At 68.9% G+C, this 18,356-nt stretch carries 18 protein-coding genes; 14 read left to right on the plus strand and 4 right to left on the minus strand.

The features are described from left to right. The 5 genes from APZ21_RS23675 to APZ21_RS23695 all read left to right on the plus strand — a co-directional run. On the plus strand, positions 1-457 hold a 457-nt coding region (locus tag APZ21_RS23675; RefSeq protein ID WP_162240380.1), incomplete at its 5' end, for a transposase family protein. A 118-nt stretch (positions 458-575) separates the two neighbouring features. Next, on the plus strand, positions 576-1,433 hold the full coding sequence (locus tag APZ21_RS23680) for an ABC transporter ATP-binding protein (protein ID WP_082393406.1): 858 nt from the start codon (positions 576-578) through the stop codon (positions 1,431-1,433). Continuing rightward, positions 1,433-2,185, plus strand: a complete 753-nt coding sequence (locus APZ21_RS23685) for an ABC transporter permease (RefSeq protein ID WP_054815522.1) — start codon at positions 1,433-1,435, stop codon at positions 2,183-2,185. The genes APZ21_RS23680 and APZ21_RS23685 overlap by 1 nt, the downstream gene beginning before the upstream one ends. Then, complete coding sequence (locus APZ21_RS23690) at positions 2,182-2,979, plus strand: ABC transporter permease (protein WP_054815547.1); 798 nt, start codon at positions 2,182-2,184, stop codon at positions 2,977-2,979. The genes APZ21_RS23685 and APZ21_RS23690 overlap by 4 nt, the downstream gene beginning before the upstream one ends. A 55-nt stretch (positions 2,980-3,034) precedes the next feature. Continuing rightward, positions 3,035-4,102, plus strand: a complete 1,068-nt coding sequence (locus APZ21_RS23695) for an ABC transporter substrate-binding protein (protein WP_054815523.1) — start codon at positions 3,035-3,037, stop codon at positions 4,100-4,102. Positions 4,103-4,120: 18 nt separating this feature from the next. Here APZ21_RS23695 and APZ21_RS23700 read toward each other — a convergent pair whose 3' ends face one another. Both APZ21_RS23700 and APZ21_RS23705 read right to left on the minus strand, forming a co-directional pair. After that, positions 4,121-5,161 (minus strand): XdhC family protein, encoded by a 1,041-nt coding sequence (locus tag APZ21_RS23700; protein ID WP_082393407.1) that lies wholly within the window; start codon positions 5,159-5,161, stop codon positions 4,121-4,123. A gap of 5 nt (positions 5,162-5,166) precedes the next feature. After that, positions 5,167-5,778: a nucleotidyltransferase family protein gene (locus APZ21_RS23705; protein ID WP_082393408.1), complete on the minus strand. Its 612-nt coding sequence runs from the start codon at positions 5,776-5,778 to the stop codon at positions 5,167-5,169. Between the two features lie 188 nt (positions 5,779-5,966). Between APZ21_RS23705 and uraD the strand changes: the two genes are divergently transcribed. The 9 genes from uraD to puuE all read left to right on the plus strand — a co-directional run bounded on the left by uraD (position 5,967) and on the right by puuE (position 15,991). Next, a complete protein-coding gene (gene uraD / locus APZ21_RS23710; RefSeq protein ID WP_054815525.1) occupies positions 5,967-6,488 on the plus strand; it encodes a 2-oxo-4-hydroxy-4-carboxy-5-ureidoimidazoline decarboxylase in 522 nt (173 codons plus the stop codon). Next, positions 6,485-6,802, plus strand: coding sequence for a hydroxyisourate hydrolase (gene uraH / locus APZ21_RS23715; RefSeq protein WP_054815548.1), 318 nt, complete (start codon positions 6,485-6,487; stop codon positions 6,800-6,802). The genes uraD and uraH overlap by 4 nt, the downstream gene beginning before the upstream one ends. 3 nt (positions 6,803-6,805) lie before the next feature. After that, entirely contained in the window at positions 6,806-7,711 is a 906-nt protein-coding gene (pucL, locus tag APZ21_RS23720; RefSeq protein ID WP_054815526.1) for a factor-independent urate hydroxylase, read from the plus strand. Between the two features lie 10 nt (positions 7,712-7,721). Continuing rightward, positions 7,722-9,101, plus strand: coding sequence for an 8-oxoguanine deaminase (locus APZ21_RS23725; RefSeq protein ID WP_239476786.1), 1,380 nt, complete (start codon positions 7,722-7,724; stop codon positions 9,099-9,101). Between the two features lie 144 nt (positions 9,102-9,245). Beyond that, a complete protein-coding gene (locus APZ21_RS23730) occupies positions 9,246-10,103 on the plus strand; it encodes an FAD binding domain-containing protein (RefSeq protein ID WP_054815527.1) in 858 nt (285 codons plus the stop codon). Further along, the gene (locus APZ21_RS23735; protein WP_054815528.1) at positions 10,100-12,877 is read left to right on the plus strand and encodes a molybdopterin-dependent oxidoreductase; all 2,778 of its coding nucleotides are present in this window, start codon (positions 10,100-10,102) and stop codon (positions 12,875-12,877) included. Before APZ21_RS23730 ends, APZ21_RS23735 begins: the two co-directional genes overlap by 4 nt. A 38-nt stretch (positions 12,878-12,915) precedes the next feature. Continuing rightward, entirely contained in the window at positions 12,916-14,112 is a 1,197-nt protein-coding gene (locus tag APZ21_RS23740; RefSeq protein WP_054815529.1) for a DUF6986 family protein, read from the plus strand. Then, on the plus strand, positions 14,106-15,086 hold the full coding sequence (alc, locus tag APZ21_RS23745; RefSeq protein WP_054815530.1) for an allantoicase: 981 nt from the start codon (positions 14,106-14,108) through the stop codon (positions 15,084-15,086). Before APZ21_RS23740 ends, alc begins: the two co-directional genes overlap by 7 nt. Beyond that, positions 15,083-15,991, plus strand: coding sequence for an allantoinase PuuE (gene puuE / locus APZ21_RS23750; RefSeq protein ID WP_054815531.1), 909 nt, complete (start codon positions 15,083-15,085; stop codon positions 15,989-15,991). Before alc ends, puuE begins: the two co-directional genes overlap by 4 nt. Positions 15,992-16,140: 149 nt before the next feature. Here the strand turns inward: puuE and APZ21_RS23755 are convergent, their stop codons facing one another. Further along, on the minus strand, positions 16,141-16,950 hold the full coding sequence (locus APZ21_RS23755) for an ESX secretion-associated protein EspG (protein ID WP_054815532.1): 810 nt from the start codon (positions 16,948-16,950) through the stop codon (positions 16,141-16,143). Then, the gene (locus APZ21_RS23760; RefSeq protein WP_054815533.1) at positions 16,947-18,353 is read right to left on the minus strand and encodes a hypothetical protein; all 1,407 of its coding nucleotides are present in this window, start codon (positions 18,351-18,353) and stop codon (positions 16,947-16,949) included. Before APZ21_RS23760 ends, APZ21_RS23755 begins: the two co-directional genes overlap by 4 nt. Positions 18,354-18,356 lie beyond the last annotated feature (3 nt).

Genomic DNA, 18,356 nt, shown 5'->3' on the forward strand with positions numbered 1-18,356 from the left:
ACAGCAGATCGATCTCTGGTACTCCGGGAAAGCGCACACGCACGGCGGCAACGTCCAAGCACTGTCCGCGCCAACGGGATTGCCACTGTGGATCGCCGATGCCGAACCCGGCTCGGTGCACGACCTGATCGCCGCCCGCGAACACGTACTGGCCGCCCTCTATCGGGCCGCGTCGCAACTGGATCTGCCGCCGCCGGCCGACAGCGGCTACGAAGGCGCCGGCATCGGCGTACACACGCCGATCAAGCAACCCGCAGGCGGCCGGTCCCTCGATCCGGATAACCGCACCTACAACGCCCTGCTGCGCGGGCTGCGCTGCCTCGGCGAACGCGGCTTCGCCGTCCTCATCGGCCGCTGGCGCGCCCTGCGGCACTTCACCTGCGGCCCCGAGAAGATCGGCACCATCGTCAAAGCCGCACTCGTCCTCACCCATTACGAACACGGCCGAATCAATTGAAACTTGATGAGATCACCTCACTGAACTCGAACCGCGCGGGCCGCGGTCGTTACGGCGGCGCAATATGCGGCACACATTCGCAATACCGGTGCAATGGGGCGCTTCTATCGTGACCGTCATGAGTACCGAGACCGAGATCGGCGCGGACGAGCGCGGCGCCGGACCGGATCCGGCCGCGGGCGGCACCGGAATACACATCAGCGGGCTGCGGAAATCCTTCCGCGCGGGCCGTCGCACGGTGCACGCCCTGGATTCGGTCGATCTGCACACCGCCAAGGGTTCGTTCCTGGCGCTGCTCGGCCCATCGGGTTGCGGAAAGTCCACGGTGCTGCGGATATTGGCGGGGCTGGAGGAGCCGAGCGCGGGCAAGATCCTCGTCAACGGCGAGTCACCCGCCGAATTGCGCCGCCACCACGAACTCGGCATCGCCTTCCAGGATTCGGCGCTGTTGCCGTGGCGGTCGGTGGAATCGAATATAAAACTGCCGTTGCAGGTCGCCGGAATCGCGCCGCGGCCGGGTCAGATCGCGGATCTGGTGCGCCTGGTCGGACTCGAGGGGTTCGAGAAGGCCAAGCCGGCGCAGTTGTCCGGCGGTATGCGCCAGCGGGTATCCATCGCACGGGCGCTTGTGGTGGCGCCGACGGTCCTGCTGCTCGACGAACCCTTCGGCGCGCTCGACGATATGACCAGGCAGCGACTGAATCTCGAGCTACTGCGGATCTGGACCGAGAAACCCGCGACCACCCTCATGGTCACCCACGGCATCGCGGAGGCGGTATTCCTCTCCGATGTGGTCGCGGTCATGAGTCCGCGACCCGGGCGGGTACTGGAACTGGTCGATATCGACCTGCCGCGCCCGCGCACGCCGGAAATGATGCGCACACCGGAGTTCCACACGTTGCACGACTATCTGTCGGAGCTGCTGTTCGGGAAGACAGGTACCGGTGGGGTCGCCGACGACGCGGGCGGCGCGTGATGAAGGTGCGCCATATCGGCGGGCTCCTCGGTCTGCTCGGACTGATCGCGGTGTGGTGGACGCTGGCGGCGCTCGAGGTCGCGGGCGCGACCGTGCCGTCGCCGTGGACGGTGCTGCACACCATGTACACCGACGGCTGGGATCTCTACGGCCCCAATTTCTCCGTCACCGCGCGGGGCGCGCTGCGGGGATTCGTCTGGGGCAATGCCCTTGCCATCGCACTGGCGATACTGGTGATGCTCGCGCCGCCGATCGAACCGTTGGCGACCCAGTTGGCCATCCTCAGCTACTGCACCCCGCTGCTGGCACTCGGCCCGATCATTCTCGTGGTCTTCGGCGGGCGCACCCCGACGGTGTTCCTGGCCGCCATGTACTGCTTCTTCACCACCATGGTCGGCACCGTGACGGGTCTGCGCTCGGCCGACCGCACGAGTCTCGACCTGGTGGCCGCCTACGGCGGCGGCCGCTGGCAACAGCTCTACCGCGTCCGACTGATCGCCGCGCTGCCGAATACCTTCGCGGCACTGAAGATCGCCGCGCCCTCGGCGGTGCTCGGCGCGATCATCGGCGAATACCTCGGCGGCGTCGACAGCGGTATCGGGGTCGCGCTGACCGCGGCGCAGACCGCTTACAACGTGCCGCGCACCTGGGGAATGGCACTGGCCGCGGCGGCACTGGCCGGACTCGGCTACGCACTCGTGGCGCTGACGGCCCGGCTGTTCGCGCCGTGGACCGCGCGGGAGGCCCGATGAACGCGCTGCGCCGGGTCGGACTGTTCCTGCTGCCCCTGCTGACCTCGCTGGCGCTGCTCGTGGTGATCTGGGAATTGTTCCTGCGGGCCTTCCCCGAGGTCGGGCCGCGGGTCGGCAAGTCGCCCGCCGATATCTGGCGCTATCTGGTCACCGCGCCCGGTGCGGGCAATGCGCGGCGGGTCATCCTCGATGATCTGCTCATCACCCTGCGCGACGCGGCGATCGGATTCGGCGCGGGCATGGCCGCCGCATTGCTCATCGCGACACTGTTCGTCTCCTTCGCGGCGGTCGAGCAGACCTTCATGCCGGTCGCCATGCTCCTGAGGTCGGTGCCGCTGGTGGCCTTGGCGCCGATCATCGTGCTCGTCTTCGGGCGCGGACTCGGCGGAGTCACGGTCATGGCCGCCATCGTCGTGCTGTTCCCGGCGCTGGTCATGATCATGACCGGTCTGCGCGCGGCGCCGCGGCAGGCGATGGACGTGGTGGCCGCCTACGGCGGTTCGCGCTGGACCGGACTGCGTATGGTCGCGGTGCCCGCCGCACTGCCCTCGGTATTCGCCGCGGCGCGAATCTCGGTGCCGGGCGCGCTGATCGGGGCGCTCATCGGCGAATGGCTCGGCAGCGGAACGGGACTCGGCGCGAGCCTGATCCGCGCCATCCCCACCTTCCAGTACAACAAGCTGTGGGCCTGCATCGTCATCGTGACGATCGTGTCGGTGGCGCTGTACGCGATCGTCGGGGTGGTCGAGAATCTGGTGCTCGCCCGATTCGGGCCGGACGCGGGACGGAGTTGAGCGCTCGGAACGTGTCAGTAAAGAAACGGAAACCGGCCCACCCTAGATTCGGCACATGACAACACTGTTCGACCGTCGTCGCTTTCTCCGTTACTCCGCGCTGACCGGCGCCGCATTCGCGGGTGCGGGCGCGCTCGCGGGCTGCGGCGATGATTCGGGCGGCTCCTCGGGTGGTTCCACCCCGGACGGTTCGAAATACGGTTCGGTCGCCATACAGCTGTCCTGGCTGAAGAACATCGAATTCGCGGGCGAGTACTTCGCCGATTCGAAGGGCTATTTTCGCGAAGCCGGGTTCGGGTCGGTGAATCTCATCGCGGGCGGCGCGGCCGGCACCTCCGTGGAGGCCGGGCTCGACACCGGGAAGGTGTGGCTCGGATTGTCCGCGCCGCAGACCACCGCGCCCGCGATCCTGGAGGGGCTGCCCGCCAAGATCGTCGCCGCCACCTATCAGAAGAATCCGTTCTGTATAGTCAGCTCCGCGGCCCGGCCCATCAAGAGTCCGCAGGATATGAAGGGCCGACGAATCGGCGTCCAGGACACCAACCAGCTGATCTTCAACGCGCTGCTGGCAGCCAACAATATGAAACCCGCCGACGTGACCATAGTGCCCGCGCAATTCGATCCGACCCCGCTGGCCAACGGCGAGGTCGACGGCTGGGTCAGCTATGTCACAAATGAGCCGATAACCTTGGCCGCCAAGGGTTTCGCGAATGCCAACTTCCTGTTCGCCGACTTCGGCCTGCCGCTGGTCGCCGAGACGCTGACCGTCACCCAGGCCACCATCGACAAAGAACGCGAGAAATTGAAGGCATTCCTGCTCGCCGAGATCAAGGGCTGGAAGGACGCGGTCGCGAATCCGGCCGAATCGGCGCGACTGGCGGTGGAGGTGTACGGCAAGGATCAGAAGCTGGATATGGTCGAGCAGACCAAGGAGGCCATGGCGCAGAACGACCTGGTGCTGTCCGCCGACACCACGGCCAACGGCCTGCTGAGCATGACCGATCGCCTCGTCGAACAGAACATCGCCGCGCTCCGCACCGCGAAGATCGATATCAAGGCCGAACAGCTGTTCGACCTGTCGATTCTGCGCGAGGTCTACGCGGAGAATCCCGGCTTGAAATAGCGACGGGCGGTGTGCCCGTCAGAGAGCCACCGATGCTCTCGCGCCGAACACCTGCTCGGCGTGGATCACATCGGCCCGCTCAGGGTGGGCGGGCACACTCCGTCCCGATCGCGCCGCCAGCAGCTCCGCCGCGATGGCCACCGCGTGTTCGGTGGCGGTGCGCGCGCCGACGTCGAGTCCGGCGGGCGAGTGCAGCCGTGCCAGGGTCGCGTCGCCGAAACCGCCCGCGCGCAGATCCTCCATGCGCCGGTAGTGCGCGGCGAGGGTGCCGCTCGCACCGAGATAGGCCACATCGGGCAGTCGCAGCGCGACGGTGAGCAGCGGGATCTCGAACTTCGGGTCATTGGACAGCACGACGATCGCCGTGCTCGAGTCGATTTCACCCGCGGCCGAGAGCGTGTTCAGATACCGATGCGGCCAGTCGACCACGACCTCCGCGCCCGGGAAGGCGTCGGCGGCGGCCAGGTCGTCGCGGGAATCGCAGATGGTCACCCGGTAGCCGAGTAGTCGCGCCTGCACGGTGAGGGCCGCGGCGATCGCGTTGGCCCCGAAGATGATCAGGCGCGGCGGCGGGGCGAAGGAGCAGACGAAGACATCGGATTCGGGCAGCGCCACCAGTTCGGTGGCGTGCCGCTTGTCGGTGACCAGATGCTGGCCGATCAGGTCGCCGTCGGGATTCCACACCACCGTGAAGACGGTGACCCGGCGGTGGTTGGCGATTTCCGAAGCGACCGTGGGGAATTCGGGAAAATCGCGGCGGGAGAACGGTTCGGCGAAGACGTCGATCATCCCGCCCGCGTCGTTGCCCGCCTCGGTGGCGGGCACCCCGAAGCGGTGCATGGCGCGCCGTCCGGTCCTGGCCGCGGCGAGCGCGGCCTCGCGCACCGCGTTCTCCACCGCACCGCCGAGTACGGCGCCATAGGCCGCGCCGCCGGCGTCGACGAGTATCGCCGAGCCGACCTCGAGCGGCCCGGAACCCACGGTTCTGACGACGGTGGCGAGCCCTCCGGTTCGGCCGGAGTGCCACACCCGCAATAGGTCATCGACGATGTCGCGCATCAGTTCTAGCTCCGATCACCGGGCGTCGTGGCCGGGAAATCACGATCGAGTCCCGTCGCCAAATCGTCGCACGTGACGCACACCATATCCTCCCGACCGGACAAATATGTGCGTGCTCCGCAATCTGCTGCCGCGGCGGACCACACCGAGGTCCAGTGTCTGTGGCCGATCACAACCGGGTGTCCGGGTGTGCCGCGGAACACAGCGCGGGCCAGTCCGCCGGGCGATCCGATGGCCGCCGCGGTCACCCGGGCGACCGCGTCCGGGCCGACATCGGGCGTGTCGACCGGCATGATCGCGACGAACTCCGCTTCGGTCGCGGCGACCGCCTTCAGCCCCGTGCGCAGCGCGGCGGCCATCCCGGTCGCCCAGTCGGCCGCCCACACGTGCCCGGTTCCGGGCGGCAGGTCGACCGTGGCCGGGGACGGACCGGTCGCCCCGAGCACAACGATCACCGGATCGCAGCCGCCCTCGCGCAACGCGGCGACCGCCGCGCGCAACCAGGCGCCGTTCTCGGCGAGCGCTTTCGGACGGCCGTAACGGACGCCCGCGCCCGCGGCGAGCACGATTCCCGCGCAGGTCACCGACGCCATCGGGAGCCCGTCGGGTGAGACCATGACCGACACCGTAGCGACGACGCGTTGCCCGTGGGTTACTTACAGAATCACGCTGATGAAAATTTGACACCTCGATGTTGAGAATCCGACAGAGCGGAGAAATCGGTCGCCGCGACAAAACGGATACGTCGGAGCGATGGCAGGCGTTTCGGGTGGCGGCGCGGCGGGGTGTCACCGATGCTGGAGCGATGACCGATGACGCGGCCGATCTCACGGGCTTCAACACGATGCCCGAGGAATCCGCCGCGCGCGCATTGCTCGGCTGTTGCTCGTCGCCCGGACTCGTCCGTGCGATTCTCGCGGGCAGGCCGTACGCGGATATGGGCGAGCTGCTGCGGACCGCCGACGTCGCCCTCGCGGCGCTGCCGGAGTCCGAGATCGACCTGGCGCTGTCGGGTCATCCGCGCATCGGCGAGCGGGCCGAATCGACCGCGTCGGCTCGGGAGCAGGCGGGCGTGGCCGCGGCCGACGGCGCGGTGCGCGCGGCACTGGCCGAGGGCAACGCCGCCTATGAACGCAGGTTCGGGCACATCTACCTGGTCTGCGCGAGCGATAGGTCGGGCGCCGAACTGCTCGAGCTGCTGACCACCCGGCTCGGCAACGACCCGGAGACGGAGAGGAGAATCGTGCGCACGGAACTGGGCAGGATCAACCGCATCCGGCTGAGGCGAATGTTCGGGGACGCCGAACCACGGTGGGCGGTGCCGTGAGTTCGCTGAGCACCCACGTCCTCGACACGGTTCGGGGGGCTCCCGCCGTCGGCCTCGAGGTCGCGCTGTACGCGGGCGGCGCGGCCGTCGCCCGGGTGCGCACCGACCACGATGGGCGCGTCGCCGCGCTCGGCGAGGGTCTTGCGGCCGGACACTACCGGTTGGTGTTCGACACCGGCGCGTACTTCGCCCGACTCCGGGTAGACGGCTTCTACCCGGAGGTGTCGATCACGTTCGCGGTCACCGAGGAGCGGCACTACCACGTCCCATTGCTGCTGTCGCCCTTCGCCTTCTCCACCTATCGAGGGAGTTGAGCCATGGAACTGAGCGGGCCGATCGTCCTGTCGGACAACCGGTACGGCAAGGCCGAGAATCGGGTCGTGCGCATCTATCGCGACGGCGCACGCCACGAGATCCGCGACATCAATGTCTCCACGGTGCTGCGCGGGGACTTCGCCGACGCCTACGTCGACGGCGATCAGCGCAAGGTGCTGCCCACCGACAGCCAGAAGCAGACCGTCTACGCCTTCGCCAAACGACCCGGTCCGCAACCGGTCGAGGACTACGCCCTGGCTCTGGCGGCGCATTTCGTCAACGAGACCGATCCGGTGCACAGCGCCCGCGTCGATATCGAAGAGTATGGCTGGCAACGGGTTTCGGTCGGCAAACTGGAACACGACCACACCTGGGTGCGCCAGGGTCCCGAGGTGCGCACGGTGTCGGCGACCGTGGCGGGCAAGGGGGTCGACCAGCGGGCCTGGGTGCTCGGCGGGGTGAAGGACCTGGTGATCCTCAAATCGACCGGATCGGAGTTCGCGAATTTCCTCGTCGACGACTTCACCGTGCTCGAACCGACCCACGACCGCATGCTGGCGACCTCGCTGACCGCGCGGTGGCGTTTCGCCGCGACCGTCGGCGTCGAATGGGACCGGGTATACGCGGGCATTCGCGCGCGCATGCTCGAGGTGTTCGCGACCCACCATTCGAAAGCCTTGCAGCAGACCCTGTTCGAGATGGGCGAGGCGGCGCTCGAGGAGTATCCGATCCTCGCCGAGATGCGGCTCGCCGCGCCCAACAAACACCATTTCGAATACGACCTGCGCCGCTTCGGCATCGAGAACCACAACGAGGTCTTCCACGCCGACGACCGGCCCTACGGACTCATTCACGCCACGGTCGCGCGCGCCGACGCGCCTGCCGCGGGACCGGCCTGGGACGAATGAGAAGTCCCGGGTGACAAGCGTTTACGGAGACGGCGCGATCGCGGGCGATGCCACGCTGGTGATCGAGGGCGCCGCGGTGGCGACCGTCGACGCGGCGGGCACCGAATTCCGCAACGGACACGTGGTGTTGCACGGCAACCGGATCGGCGCCGTCGGCGCGGGTCCCGCGCCCGCGTCGGCGACGCCGCGCGTGGACGGCCGCGGCTGTCTGCTGACCCCGGGACTGGTCAATACCCACCACCACCTCTACCAGTGGCTCACCCGCGGTCTGGCCGCCGACAGCACGCTGTTCGAATGGCTGACCACGCTGTACCCGATCTGGTCGGGTGTCACCGAGGAGTCGGTGCGAGTGGCCGCCACCGGCGCGCTGGCCGCGCTGGCCCGCACCGGATGCACCACCACCAGCGATCACCATTACGTGTTCCCCCGCGGGGGCGGCGATCCGCTGGCCGCCGAGATCGCCGCGGCCGCCGAGGTGGGACTGCGCTTCCATCCGTGTCGCGGGTCGATGGATCTCGGCGCGTCCGCGGGCGGACTGCCGCCGGATGACATGGTGGAATCCCTCGACACCGTGCTCACCGCGAGCGCCGAGGCCATCGCCCGCTGGCACGATCGGTCCTTCGATTCCATGCTTCGCATCGCCCTCGCCCCTTGTTCGCCGTTCTCGGTCACCGGCGACCTGCTGCGCGAGTCGGCGGCGCTCGCCCGCGACACCGGTGTGCGCCTGCACACCCACCTCGCCGAGACCGTCGACGAACAGGACTTCTGCGTGGCGACCTTCGGATGCACCCCCGCGCAGTACATGGAACGACTGGACTGGCTTGGTCAGGACGTCTGGTTCGCCCACGCCGTCCACCTCGACGACACCGCGATCGGCGCGTTGGCGCGCACCGGCGCCTGCGTCGCGCACTGCCCGACCTCCAACGGCCGCCTCGGCGCGGGCATCGCGCGCACCGCCGCCCTGCTCGGCGCGGGGGTCCCCGTCGGGCTCGGCGTCGACGGCGCGGCGAGTAACGAATCGAGCTCGATGATCGAGGAACCGCGCAATGCCCTGCTCTACGCCCGCGCGGTCGGCGGCCCCCGCGCGATGAGCGTGCGCACCGCACTCGAACTGGCCACGATGGGCGGCGCGCGCGTGCTGGGTCGCGCGCGCGAGATCGGCTCGATCGAGCCGGGAAAACTGGCCGATCTGGCGCTGTGGCGGCTGGACACACCCCGACACGCGGGCATAGAAGATCCGGTCACCGCCTTGATCCTCGGCTCACCGCCCCCGCTGGCCGCCCTCTACGTCAACGGACGCGAGGTGGTGCGCGACGGCCGGGTCCGCACCGTCGACGAGGAGTCGGTGGCTCGGCAGGTCACCCGGGCGCGCACGGCACTGACCGCGTAGGAGGCGTGCGCCACGCCACCCCGTGGGATTCCCCGGTCGTGCCGATTCCGGTAACGGCGGCGAAATCTCGGCCGGGTGTCGCGCAACACTTCGGCAACCAGGGCCTCCTAGGGTGGTAACACGCGCTGTGGAGTGAGGTGAGCCGTGGACCTGGACACGATCGGTGAGGTGGTGATCGCCCGGAAACGGGCCGATCTGGCCGGCCTCGGCGCGGGTGCGGCGGTGCTGGCCGGGGGGACCTACCTGTACTCCGAACCGCAGGAGCGGCTGGAACGGCTCGTCGACATCACCGGACTTGCCTGGCCCGCCCTCACCGAGACCGCCGACGGACTCGAAATCGCCGCCACCTGCACCTTGGCGGAATTCGCAGGCGCCGAACCCGGGCGCGAACTCGGGTTGCCGATGCTGAAGCAGGACTGGCCGGGCACCGCGTTGTTCGCCGCGGGCTGCCGCTCACTGCTGGCATCCCACAAGATCTGGCGCACCGCCACCGTGGGTGGCAACATCTGCCTCGCCCTGCCCGCCGGCGGCGTCCTCGCCGCACTCACCGCACTCGACGCGCAGGCGCTGATCTGGTCACCCGACGGTACGGATCGGCGAATTCCACTGCGGGAGTTCGTTATCGGTCCCGAACACACGGTACTCGCCGACGGCGAGGTGCTGCGCTCGGTGACCGTGCCGACCCGGAGCCTGCGCGCCCGCACCGCCTGCGCACGGATATCCCTCGCCCCGACCGGCCGTGCGGGCGCGGTGGTCATGGGGCGCTGCGAGTCCGACGGATTCACCGCACTGACCGTATCCGGCGCCACGGCCCGCCCGGTGGTACTCGAGTTCCCGATCCCGCCCGATCCCGATGCCGTGAACTCCGCGGTCGCATCCGTGGATCCGAGGCTCTGGTACGACGATCCGCACGGCGCGCCCGACTGGCGTCGCCACGTCACCGGCCTTCTCGCCCGCGCGGTCGGCGTCGAACTCCGCACGGAAGACGGTGAGCGAGCATGAGATTCGAAGTGGACGGCGTGGTCGCCGAAGCGCGACCCCGCCCCGGCCAATGTCTGCGCACCCTGCTGCGCGAACTCGGCCGCTTCGCGGTGAAGAAGGGCTGCGACTCGGGTGACTGCGGCGCGTGCTCGGTCCAACTCGACGGCGAGACCGTCCACTCCTGTCTCATTCCCGCCCACCGCGTCGCCGATCGCCGTATCACCACCGCGGCCGGGCTCGGCACCCCCGAAGAACCGCATCCGGTCCAGCGTCGATTCGTCGAATGCGCCGCCTTCCAATGCGGCTTCTGCACCGCGGGCATGGTCGTCACCGCCGCGGGCCTCGGCGGCGCACCCGACCCGGCGCTGCTGCCCGAACTGATGAAAGGCAACCTCTGCCGTTGCACCGGCTACCGGTCCATCGTCGACGCCCTCACCGCGGATTACGCTCGCGCCGAACCACTGTCACGTGGTGCGGCCGGAACCGGGGCCCGCGCGCCCGCGGGGCCGCGCGTCGTCACGGGAACCGAGCCCTTCACCTTCGACATCCTGCCACGGGACTCCGCTCCGATCGCCGAGACTCCGGCGCCTCTGGCACAGGACGAGACCGCCGCGCTCGCACCGCCCGCCGCGCCGCTGCACATCGCGGTGCTGCGGAGTCCGCACGCGCACGCTCGCATCCTGGCGATCGACACGTCCGCGGCCGAGGCGCTGCCCGGGGTCAGGGCGGTTCTCACCCACGAGCACGCTCCCGATGTCGCGTTCTCGACCGCCCGGCACGAACTCCGCTCCGACGACCCGGACGACACCTATGTGCTAGACGACACGGTGCGATTCGTCGGGCAGCGCGTGGCGGCGGTTGTCGCGGACACCGTGGATCTCGCGCGGGCGGGTTGCCGTCTGCTGCGGGTGGAATACGAACCGCTGCCCGCGGTGTTCGATCCCGCCGCGGCGCTCGAACCCGGCGCACCCGCACTGCATTCGGGCAAACCCGGGTCGGCGCGGATCGCCGATGCCGAACGGAATCTCGTCGCCGAGATCCACGGCGAGGTCGGCGACGTAGCGGCCGGGATCGCCGCGGCCGCGAAAGTGATACGCGGGGTGTGGCATTCACCCCGCGTACAGCACGTGCACCTCGAAACACACGGCGGCATCGGTTGGTTGGACGCCGCGGGCAGGCTGGTCATCCGGTGCAGCACCCAGGTGCCGTTTCTGGTGCGCGACGAGCTGTGCGAGGTGTTCGGACTGCAACGCGACCGGGTCCGCGTCTTCGCGACCAGGGTCGGCGGGGGATTCGGGGCCAAACAGGAGATGCTGGCCGAGGACCTGATCGCGCTGGCGGTACTGCGCACCGGCCGACCCGTGCAATACGAATTCACCCGCTCCGACGAATTCACCGCCGCGACCACCCGCCATCCCATGCGGGTCGAGGTCACCGCGGCCGCGGACGCCGACGGCGTCCTCACCGCTCTCGCCGTCGACGTGCTTGCCGACGCGGGCGCCTACGGCAACCACAGCGCGGGCGTCATGTTCCACGGTGTCAGCGAATCGGTTGAGGTCTACCGCTGTGCCAACAAGAGGGTCGACGCGCGCACGGTCTACACCAACAACGTCCCGTCCGGCGCATTCCGCGGATACGGCCTCGGCCAGATCATCTTCGGCGTCGAATCCGCGCTGGACGAACTGGCCCGCGCCCTCGGCATCGACCCCTTCGACCTGCGCCGCCGCAATGTCGTCGTACCCGGCGACCCGTTCGTCGGCGCGCATGTCGACCACGGCGATCTGGTATTCGGCAGTTACGGACTCGATCAGTGCCTCGACCTCGCCGAAGCGGCGGTGCGCCGCGGCAACGGCGTGCCCGCGCCGGGACCGGACTGGCGGGTCGGCACCGGTATGGCGCTGGCGATGATCGCCACCATTCCGCCGCGCGGTCACCGCTCCGCCGCCACGGCCTCCCTCCGGCCGGATGGCTGCTACGAGATCCGCGTTGGCACCGCCGAATTCGGCAACGGGACAACGACGGTGCACGCCCAGCTCGCCGCCACCGCCCTCGGGGTCGACATGGCGCAGATCGTGATCCGGCAATCCGATACCGACCTGGTGGACCACGATACCGGCGCCTTCGGCTCCACCGGTATCGTCGTGGCGGGCAAGGCATCCCACGCCGCCGCGACCGCGCTACGCGCCCGGATCCTCGATCGCGCCGCCGAGCTGACCGGCCTGCCGCTGACCGCGATCGCACTCACCCCCGAGGGCGTGCGTTGCGGGAACAGACTCCTCACCACCGCCGAACTGCTGGCCGACGGTGAGCTGCGGACCCGCGGCTCCCACGCGGGCAGTCCGCGTTCGGTGAGCTTCAACGTGCACGCATTCCGGGTCGCCGTGCACCCCGACACCGGCCGCGTGCGCATCCTGCAATCGGTGCAGGCCGCCGACGCGGGCACGATCCTCAATCCCGCGCAGTGCCGAGGTCAGGTGGAAGGTGGTGTGGCCCAGGCCATCGGCACCGCGCTGTATGAGGATCTGCGCGGTGTGGACGGCGTCGTCACCGCCCGCACGTTGCGCCACTATCACATACCGCAGTTCGCCGACGTACCGCGCACGGAGGTGTATTTCGCGGAGACCAGCGATGACCTCGGTCCGCTCGGCGCCAAATCCATGAGTGAATCGCCCTACAATCCCGTCGCCCCCGCACTGGCCAACGCGATCGCCGATGCTGTAGGGGTGCGTGCGGACCGGCTGCCGATGACGGCGGACCGGATCTGGCGCGCCCTGAGCGAAGGAGATGACCGTTGAGCCGCGTACCCGAGCACATCCGGGCCAGGGCCGAGGCCATGCTCGACGCCGTCGACGCCGAATTGCGCACTCGATATCCCGGATCTTCCGATCGCGCGCAACCCATCCACACGGTGTACGTGCCCGCGGACCGGGTCAGCACCGCGACCCCGGGCGAATGGGGCGCCACCGCGGTCGCCCTGCTCGATCGCCATCGCGACCTGCTGGCCGAACTCGACCGTACCGATTCGCTGCCCGCGGTGCGGGAACGGTTGGCCGCGGACGCGGTGCAGGACCTGCGCATCGACTTCGAGGACGGCTACGGATTCCGTTCCGACACCGAAGAGGACGAGGCCGCCGCCATCGCCGGACGCATCCTCGCCGAGTGGTCCGCTCACCCGGGCGCGCCCGCGAGCTTCGGTATACGGATGAAGGGGCTGTCCGGCTCCGAACGCGGTCGTGCCCTGCGCACCCTGGAATTGGTATTGGAGTCGGCGGGCGGCATACCGGACGGATTCGTCCTGACAGTGCCCAAAATACGTGCCGTCGGTCAGGTTTCGGCTCTCGCGGCGCTCTGTCACGGCTTCGAACGGGGTTACGGTGTCGCCGACGCGACACTGCGCTTCGAATTGCAGATCGAGAGCCCGCAGGCGGTCCTCGCCGCCGATGGCGCCGCACCCATCCCCGCGATGTTGGCCGCCGCCGAAGGACGTTGCAACGCATTGCATTTCGGTACCTACGACTACACCGCCGCCTGCGGGGTCGCCGCGACCGATCAGGCGCTCGACCATCCGGCCGCCGACCACGCCAAGGCGGTCATGCAAGTCGCGGCCGCGCAGACCGGAGTATGGATCTGTGACGGTTCGACCCGGATCGTGCCGGACTCGGACCCGGCAGCGGCGCTGCGCGATCACCACCGACTCGTCACCCGATCCCTGCGACGCGGCTACTACCAGGGTTGGGATATGCATCCCGGGCATCTGGTCACCCGCTGGCTGGCCACCTATGACTACTTCCGCCGTGCCGTCGACGTGGCCGTACCCCGATTGCGCGACTACCTTGTCCGTGGTGGCGGTGCGGTCATGGACGAACCGGCGACCGCCGAAGCGTTGGCGGCCACCGTCGTTCGCGCACTGCACTGCGGCGCGCGCACCGAGCGTGATCTGCTCGACCGGGCCCCCGAACTGACCCCGGCCGTGCTACGGGCGGTGGCCGCGCGCACGGCGATTCCGTGGCAAGCGCAGGAGGCATGGTGAACGACCGCGTCGGCGACGAGGATTTCGCACTGCTGCCCGATCTGGCGGTTCGTCCGCTCGGCGGCGCGGTGATCTGGGCCAGTGACGAATTCTTCGCGGAGAAGGAGAATTTGATCAACCCCGAGCCCGCGCTACACCAGCGGTCGACCTTCGGCCACAAGGGCCAGGTCTACGACGGTTGGGAAACCCGAAGGCACCGCGGCGAACCCGGCGATGACGCCGCCATCGTCCGCCTCGGGGTGCCCGGGGTGATCCGCGGCCTCGTGGTCGACACCGCATGGTTCACCGGCAACTACCCGCCCGCCGTCTCGGTGTCGGCGCTCGAGGTCGCGGGATATCCGCGCGCCGAGGAGATCGCCGAACGCGACGACTGGGTGGACCTGATCGAGCACGTCGAGATCGCAGGCGACAGCCGCAACCCCTTCCGCGTCGACAGCGAAGAACGCTGGACCCATATCAAACTCACCATGCATCCCGACGGCGGTGTCGCGCGCCTGCGAGTACACGGTGAAGGACGCCCCGACCCGGAACTGCTCGGCCTCGGCCCACTGGACCTGGCCGCCGTCGAGAACGGCGCACTCGTCCTGGACTGCTCCAACCGCTTCTACAGCTCACCCAACCAACTGCTCTATCCGGGACCGGCGCGGCGCATGGGCGAGGGATGGGAAACCGCGCGCCGCCGCGACGACGGAAACGACTGGGTCCGTATCCGTCTCGCGGGTCCGGGCCTCATCCGGCTCGCCGAGATCGACACCTCCTACTTCCTCGGCAACAGTCCCGGCGCGGCCTCGCTCACCGGACGCACCGCCGACGGCACCGAGGTCGAACTACTCGGGCGCACACCGCTGCAACCCGACACCCGGCACCGCTTCGCCATCGCCCCCGTCGCCGCTTCCGTCGAAGAGGTCCGGCTCGACATCCACCCGGACGGCGGTCTGGCCCGTCTGCGGCTGTTCGGGGAGTTCGGCGGATGACCCGTGACCGCGACTTCATCGGCTACGGCCCGAACCCGCCCGACCCGCGCTGGCCCGGCGGCGCCCGCATCGCCGTGCAGTTCGTCCTGAATTACGAAGAGGGCGGCGAGAATTGCGTGCTCGAGGGCGACGACCACTCCGAGACCTTCCTCTCGGAGATGACTCCGGCCGAGGCGTTCCCGAACCGCCACATGAGTATGGAATCGCTCTACGAATACGGCGCGCGAGCGGGTGTCTGGCGGGTACTGCGCACCTTCCAGCGTCGCGGTCTACCCCTGACGGTCTTCGCCGTAGCCCGCGCGATGCAGCGCAATCCCGAGGTCGTCGCCGCCTTCCGCGAACTCGGTCACGAGATCGCGAGTCACGGACTGCGGTGGAAGTCCTACCAGCTCACCGACCGCGACACCGAGCGCGCGCACATGGCCGAAGCGGTCCGCGTCCTCACCGAACTCACCGGTGCGGCCCCGCGCGGCTGGTACACCGGGCGCGACTCCCCGAACACCAGGGAACTCGTCGTCGAACACGGCGGCTTCCGCTACGACTCCGACTCCTACGCCGACGATCTGCCGTACTGGGTGACCGTCGCGGGGACCGAGCACCTCGTCGTTCCCTACACCCTCGACACCAATGACATGCGTTTCGCCTCTCCGGCGGGATTTCCCTCCGGCGAACAGTTCTTCGCCCACCTTCGCGACGCCTTCGACACCCTGTATCGCGAAGGCATCGAGGGCGCTCCGAAAATGCTCTCCATCGGGCTGCACTGTCGCCTGGTCGGTCGTCCCGCACGGCTGGCCGCCCTCGAACGGTTCCTCGACCACATCCAAACCCATGACCGGGTGTGGATAACCCGTCGTATCGATATCGCCGAACACTGGCACAAGGTCCACCCGCCCGCCGCGAACTGACCGCCGCGCGCTTCACTTCCAGCGGATCGGGACCCGCCACACCGAGGTGGATCGGTCCGGCGACCTTCGCTTTCCCGGCTTTGCCCTGCTCGCACCATATCCATCCGGTGCGAAACGCTGTGGCGTGCTGTCGCGACCGTCGCGCCGCCTCAGGTGTAGACCGGGTCGATGTCCTCGCGGTGATGTTGCAGGGTGCGGTCGAGGACGGCTTGCAGGTGTGCGGTGAGCTCGGCGGTATCGGCGGGGGCCGCCTGGATGGCGGCGGCCGAATGGATACGGTAGCGGCCGTCCGCATAGTCCATGACGTGGAAATCGCGGGTGGCGCTGGGGCGATTGTCGTAAGCGGGGCCGGGATATACCGCTATGTGCGCGACGGTGGTGCGGGGGCGCTCGAAGAAGGTGCGCACCTCCGTGCGCCGGGAAGTCGAGGCGTCGTCGGTGAAGCCGGTGAAAGGCTGGTCGTCACCGGTATGCAGGTCGGCGCGGTTGATACGGAACGCGGGCCCGGTGCCGCGTCGGGTCGCGGGCAGGGTGGCGATGATGCGGCCCGCGAGTGTTCGGCCGCGTACCAACGTCATTCGTACGGCGCCGCCACGGTACGGGTCGGGCGTCGATTCCTGATGCAGCACGAGCGCCGATTGTCCCGAGACCGCCGCGTGTAGTCGAATCAGCGCCGTTGGCGGCGGCTCCCCACCGGGCCGCACGCCCTCGGCCGCACGGGCGAATCCCGCGACCTCGATCCGCGCTTCCGGCTCCACCAGAATCCGCAGCGGACCGTACATATCCTCATCGAAAAGCGCGCGAACGCGGATGGCCGCGTCCTTGTAGGCGCGCTCGTACTCGTCGACGGTCTGCTCGACGGGCCGGTGCTGCAACGGATACGGCAGGATCTCCCGGCCGATGGCATGCCACAGCACGGTGAACTCGAGCGCCGACAGCGACCACGCCCGCGGACTCATTCGCCCAGCACCGGGGGAACGGTCGGCTGCCTGTGCGCGGGATCCATACCCGTCAATTCCTCACCGTTCTCACGGGTCACCAGTGCCTCGGCGATCGCCGACTTTCCTTTTTCCCTGTCCTCGTCATCTTTGCCGCGCCCCGCCCCCGGCGCCATCCCACCGGCACCGGACATTCCCGTGCGTCCCGCCGTGCCGCCCGCACTCGCTCCCGAAGTGCCGCGCGCCGAACCAACCGGATTTCCGTACACCGACCGCCCCGGTGTACCCGTTCCCCCCGCCGACCCCGGCCCGCCAGAAATGCCGGAACCCCCTCGCGACCCCGGTGCGTCCGTCGCCGAACCGCCCTGCCACCCGCCGCTGTTCGGCGAGCCCGCGCCGGAACCCGGAAGTCCCGAACTCGACGGCGTACCCGAATCGGCGCCCGCGGGTGTGGTCGACTGCGAACCACCCGCACCGGCCGCCGACGTTGTCGAATCCGGTCCAGCGGCGTCCCGCTGACCGTCCCCACCGGCCCCCGAGTCACCGCTCGCCGCGGGGGTATCGGCGGGCTGATCGCCGACGGCCGCACCCGATCCTGTCGGACTCGAACTGGGCGTGGACGGTGAGTCCGAATACGACGGAACCGCGCCCGTTCCCGTCGAAGTCACACTCGTATCCTGAACCGGGTTGTACGCCAACGGTATTCGAGGCTGACCCGTATCGCCCTCGCGTATCCCCGGCTGATAGACCTGTTCCAGCACGGTGAACGTGGCCAACTCGGCGGCATCGGTCCGGTCGCGGTCCATCTTCCACGTCGGTCCCGGAATCCAACTCGCGACCGTACTCGCCCACCCGGTCCGGGGTGCGGGCTGCACATTGGCCTTCGTCACCTCGACCGCGGACTTCACCACCTCCACCTTGTCCGCCACGATCTTGGTCGCCGACACCATGTTCCGAGCCTTGTTCACGTAGTCGACGATGCCCTGAGCGGCGGACTGCGCCGCCGCGCCTTCCCACTTCTCGGCAATGGCCGACAGGATCTCCGGGCCGAACTGGTTCAGGCCGGCTTCCAGCTTGTCGGCCCGCGCCTGCCACATCTGCTGCAAGTTCGTCATCGCGCCGACATCTATGGTCTGCGCCTTGCGGTACAGCACATCCAGATCCTCACCGCGGACACAACGGAACGTCGATTCCGGAATGCGCGGCTCGTGGAACTCTCCCTGGAACTGATTGTCGGTCAGATCCTTGATGCGGTTGCGAGCCGCGATGGATTCGGGACTCTGGTCACCCAGCGCCACCGCAAGCGCCGTCGCGGAGCGATCGATATCGGCCGCGCCCGTGATCATCGCGCCGACCGGGCCATTGGCCGCCAGCGTTCCGATATTGAGCACGATCGAGTCGAACGACGGAAGACCGAACACCATGAA

The sequence above is a fragment of the Nocardia arizonensis genome (assembly GCF_001310275.1).
Classification (GTDB): domain Bacteria; phylum Actinomycetota; class Actinomycetes; order Mycobacteriales; family Mycobacteriaceae; genus Nocardia; species Nocardia arizonensis.

What these genes read in the sequence shown, in the direction of transcription:
- APZ21_RS23740 (WP_054815529.1), top strand. Translation starts at nt 12,916, where the DNA reads ATGCTCGACGCCGTCGACGCCGAATTGCGCACTCGATATCCCGGATCT.
- APZ21_RS23760 (WP_054815533.1), bottom strand. Translation starts at nt 18,353, where the DNA reads ATGGTGTTCGGTCTTCCGTCGTTCGACTCGATCGTGCTCAATATCGGA.
- APZ21_RS23690 (WP_054815547.1), top strand. Translation starts at nt 2,182, where the DNA reads ATGAACGCGCTGCGCCGGGTCGGACTGTTCCTGCTGCCCCTGCTGACC.
- pucL (WP_054815526.1), top strand. Translation starts at nt 6,806, where the DNA reads ATGGAACTGAGCGGGCCGATCGTCCTGTCGGACAACCGGTACGGCAAG.
- puuE (WP_054815531.1), top strand. Translation starts at nt 15,083, where the DNA reads ATGACCCGTGACCGCGACTTCATCGGCTACGGCCCGAACCCGCCCGAC.
- APZ21_RS23700 (WP_082393407.1), bottom strand. Translation starts at nt 5,161, where the DNA reads ATGCGCGACATCGTCGATGACCTATTGCGGGTGTGGCACTCCGGCCGA.
- APZ21_RS23735 (WP_054815528.1), top strand. Translation starts at nt 10,100, where the DNA reads ATGAGATTCGAAGTGGACGGCGTGGTCGCCGAAGCGCGACCCCGCCCC.
- APZ21_RS23685 (WP_054815522.1), top strand. Translation starts at nt 1,433, where the DNA reads ATGAAGGTGCGCCATATCGGCGGGCTCCTCGGTCTGCTCGGACTGATC.
- alc (WP_054815530.1), top strand. Translation starts at nt 14,106, where the DNA reads ATGGTGAACGACCGCGTCGGCGACGAGGATTTCGCACTGCTGCCCGAT.
- APZ21_RS23680 (WP_082393406.1), top strand. Translation starts at nt 576, where the DNA reads ATGAGTACCGAGACCGAGATCGGCGCGGACGAGCGCGGCGCCGGACCG.
- APZ21_RS23755 (WP_054815532.1), bottom strand. Translation starts at nt 16,950, where the DNA reads ATGAGTCCGCGGGCGTGGTCGCTGTCGGCGCTCGAGTTCACCGTGCTG.
- APZ21_RS23695 (WP_054815523.1), top strand. Translation starts at nt 3,035, where the DNA reads ATGACAACACTGTTCGACCGTCGTCGCTTTCTCCGTTACTCCGCGCTG.
- APZ21_RS23705 (WP_082393408.1), bottom strand. Translation starts at nt 5,778, where the DNA reads ATGGTCTCACCCGACGGGCTCCCGATGGCGTCGGTGACCTGCGCGGGA.
- uraD (WP_054815525.1), top strand. Translation starts at nt 5,967, where the DNA reads ATGACCGATGACGCGGCCGATCTCACGGGCTTCAACACGATGCCCGAG.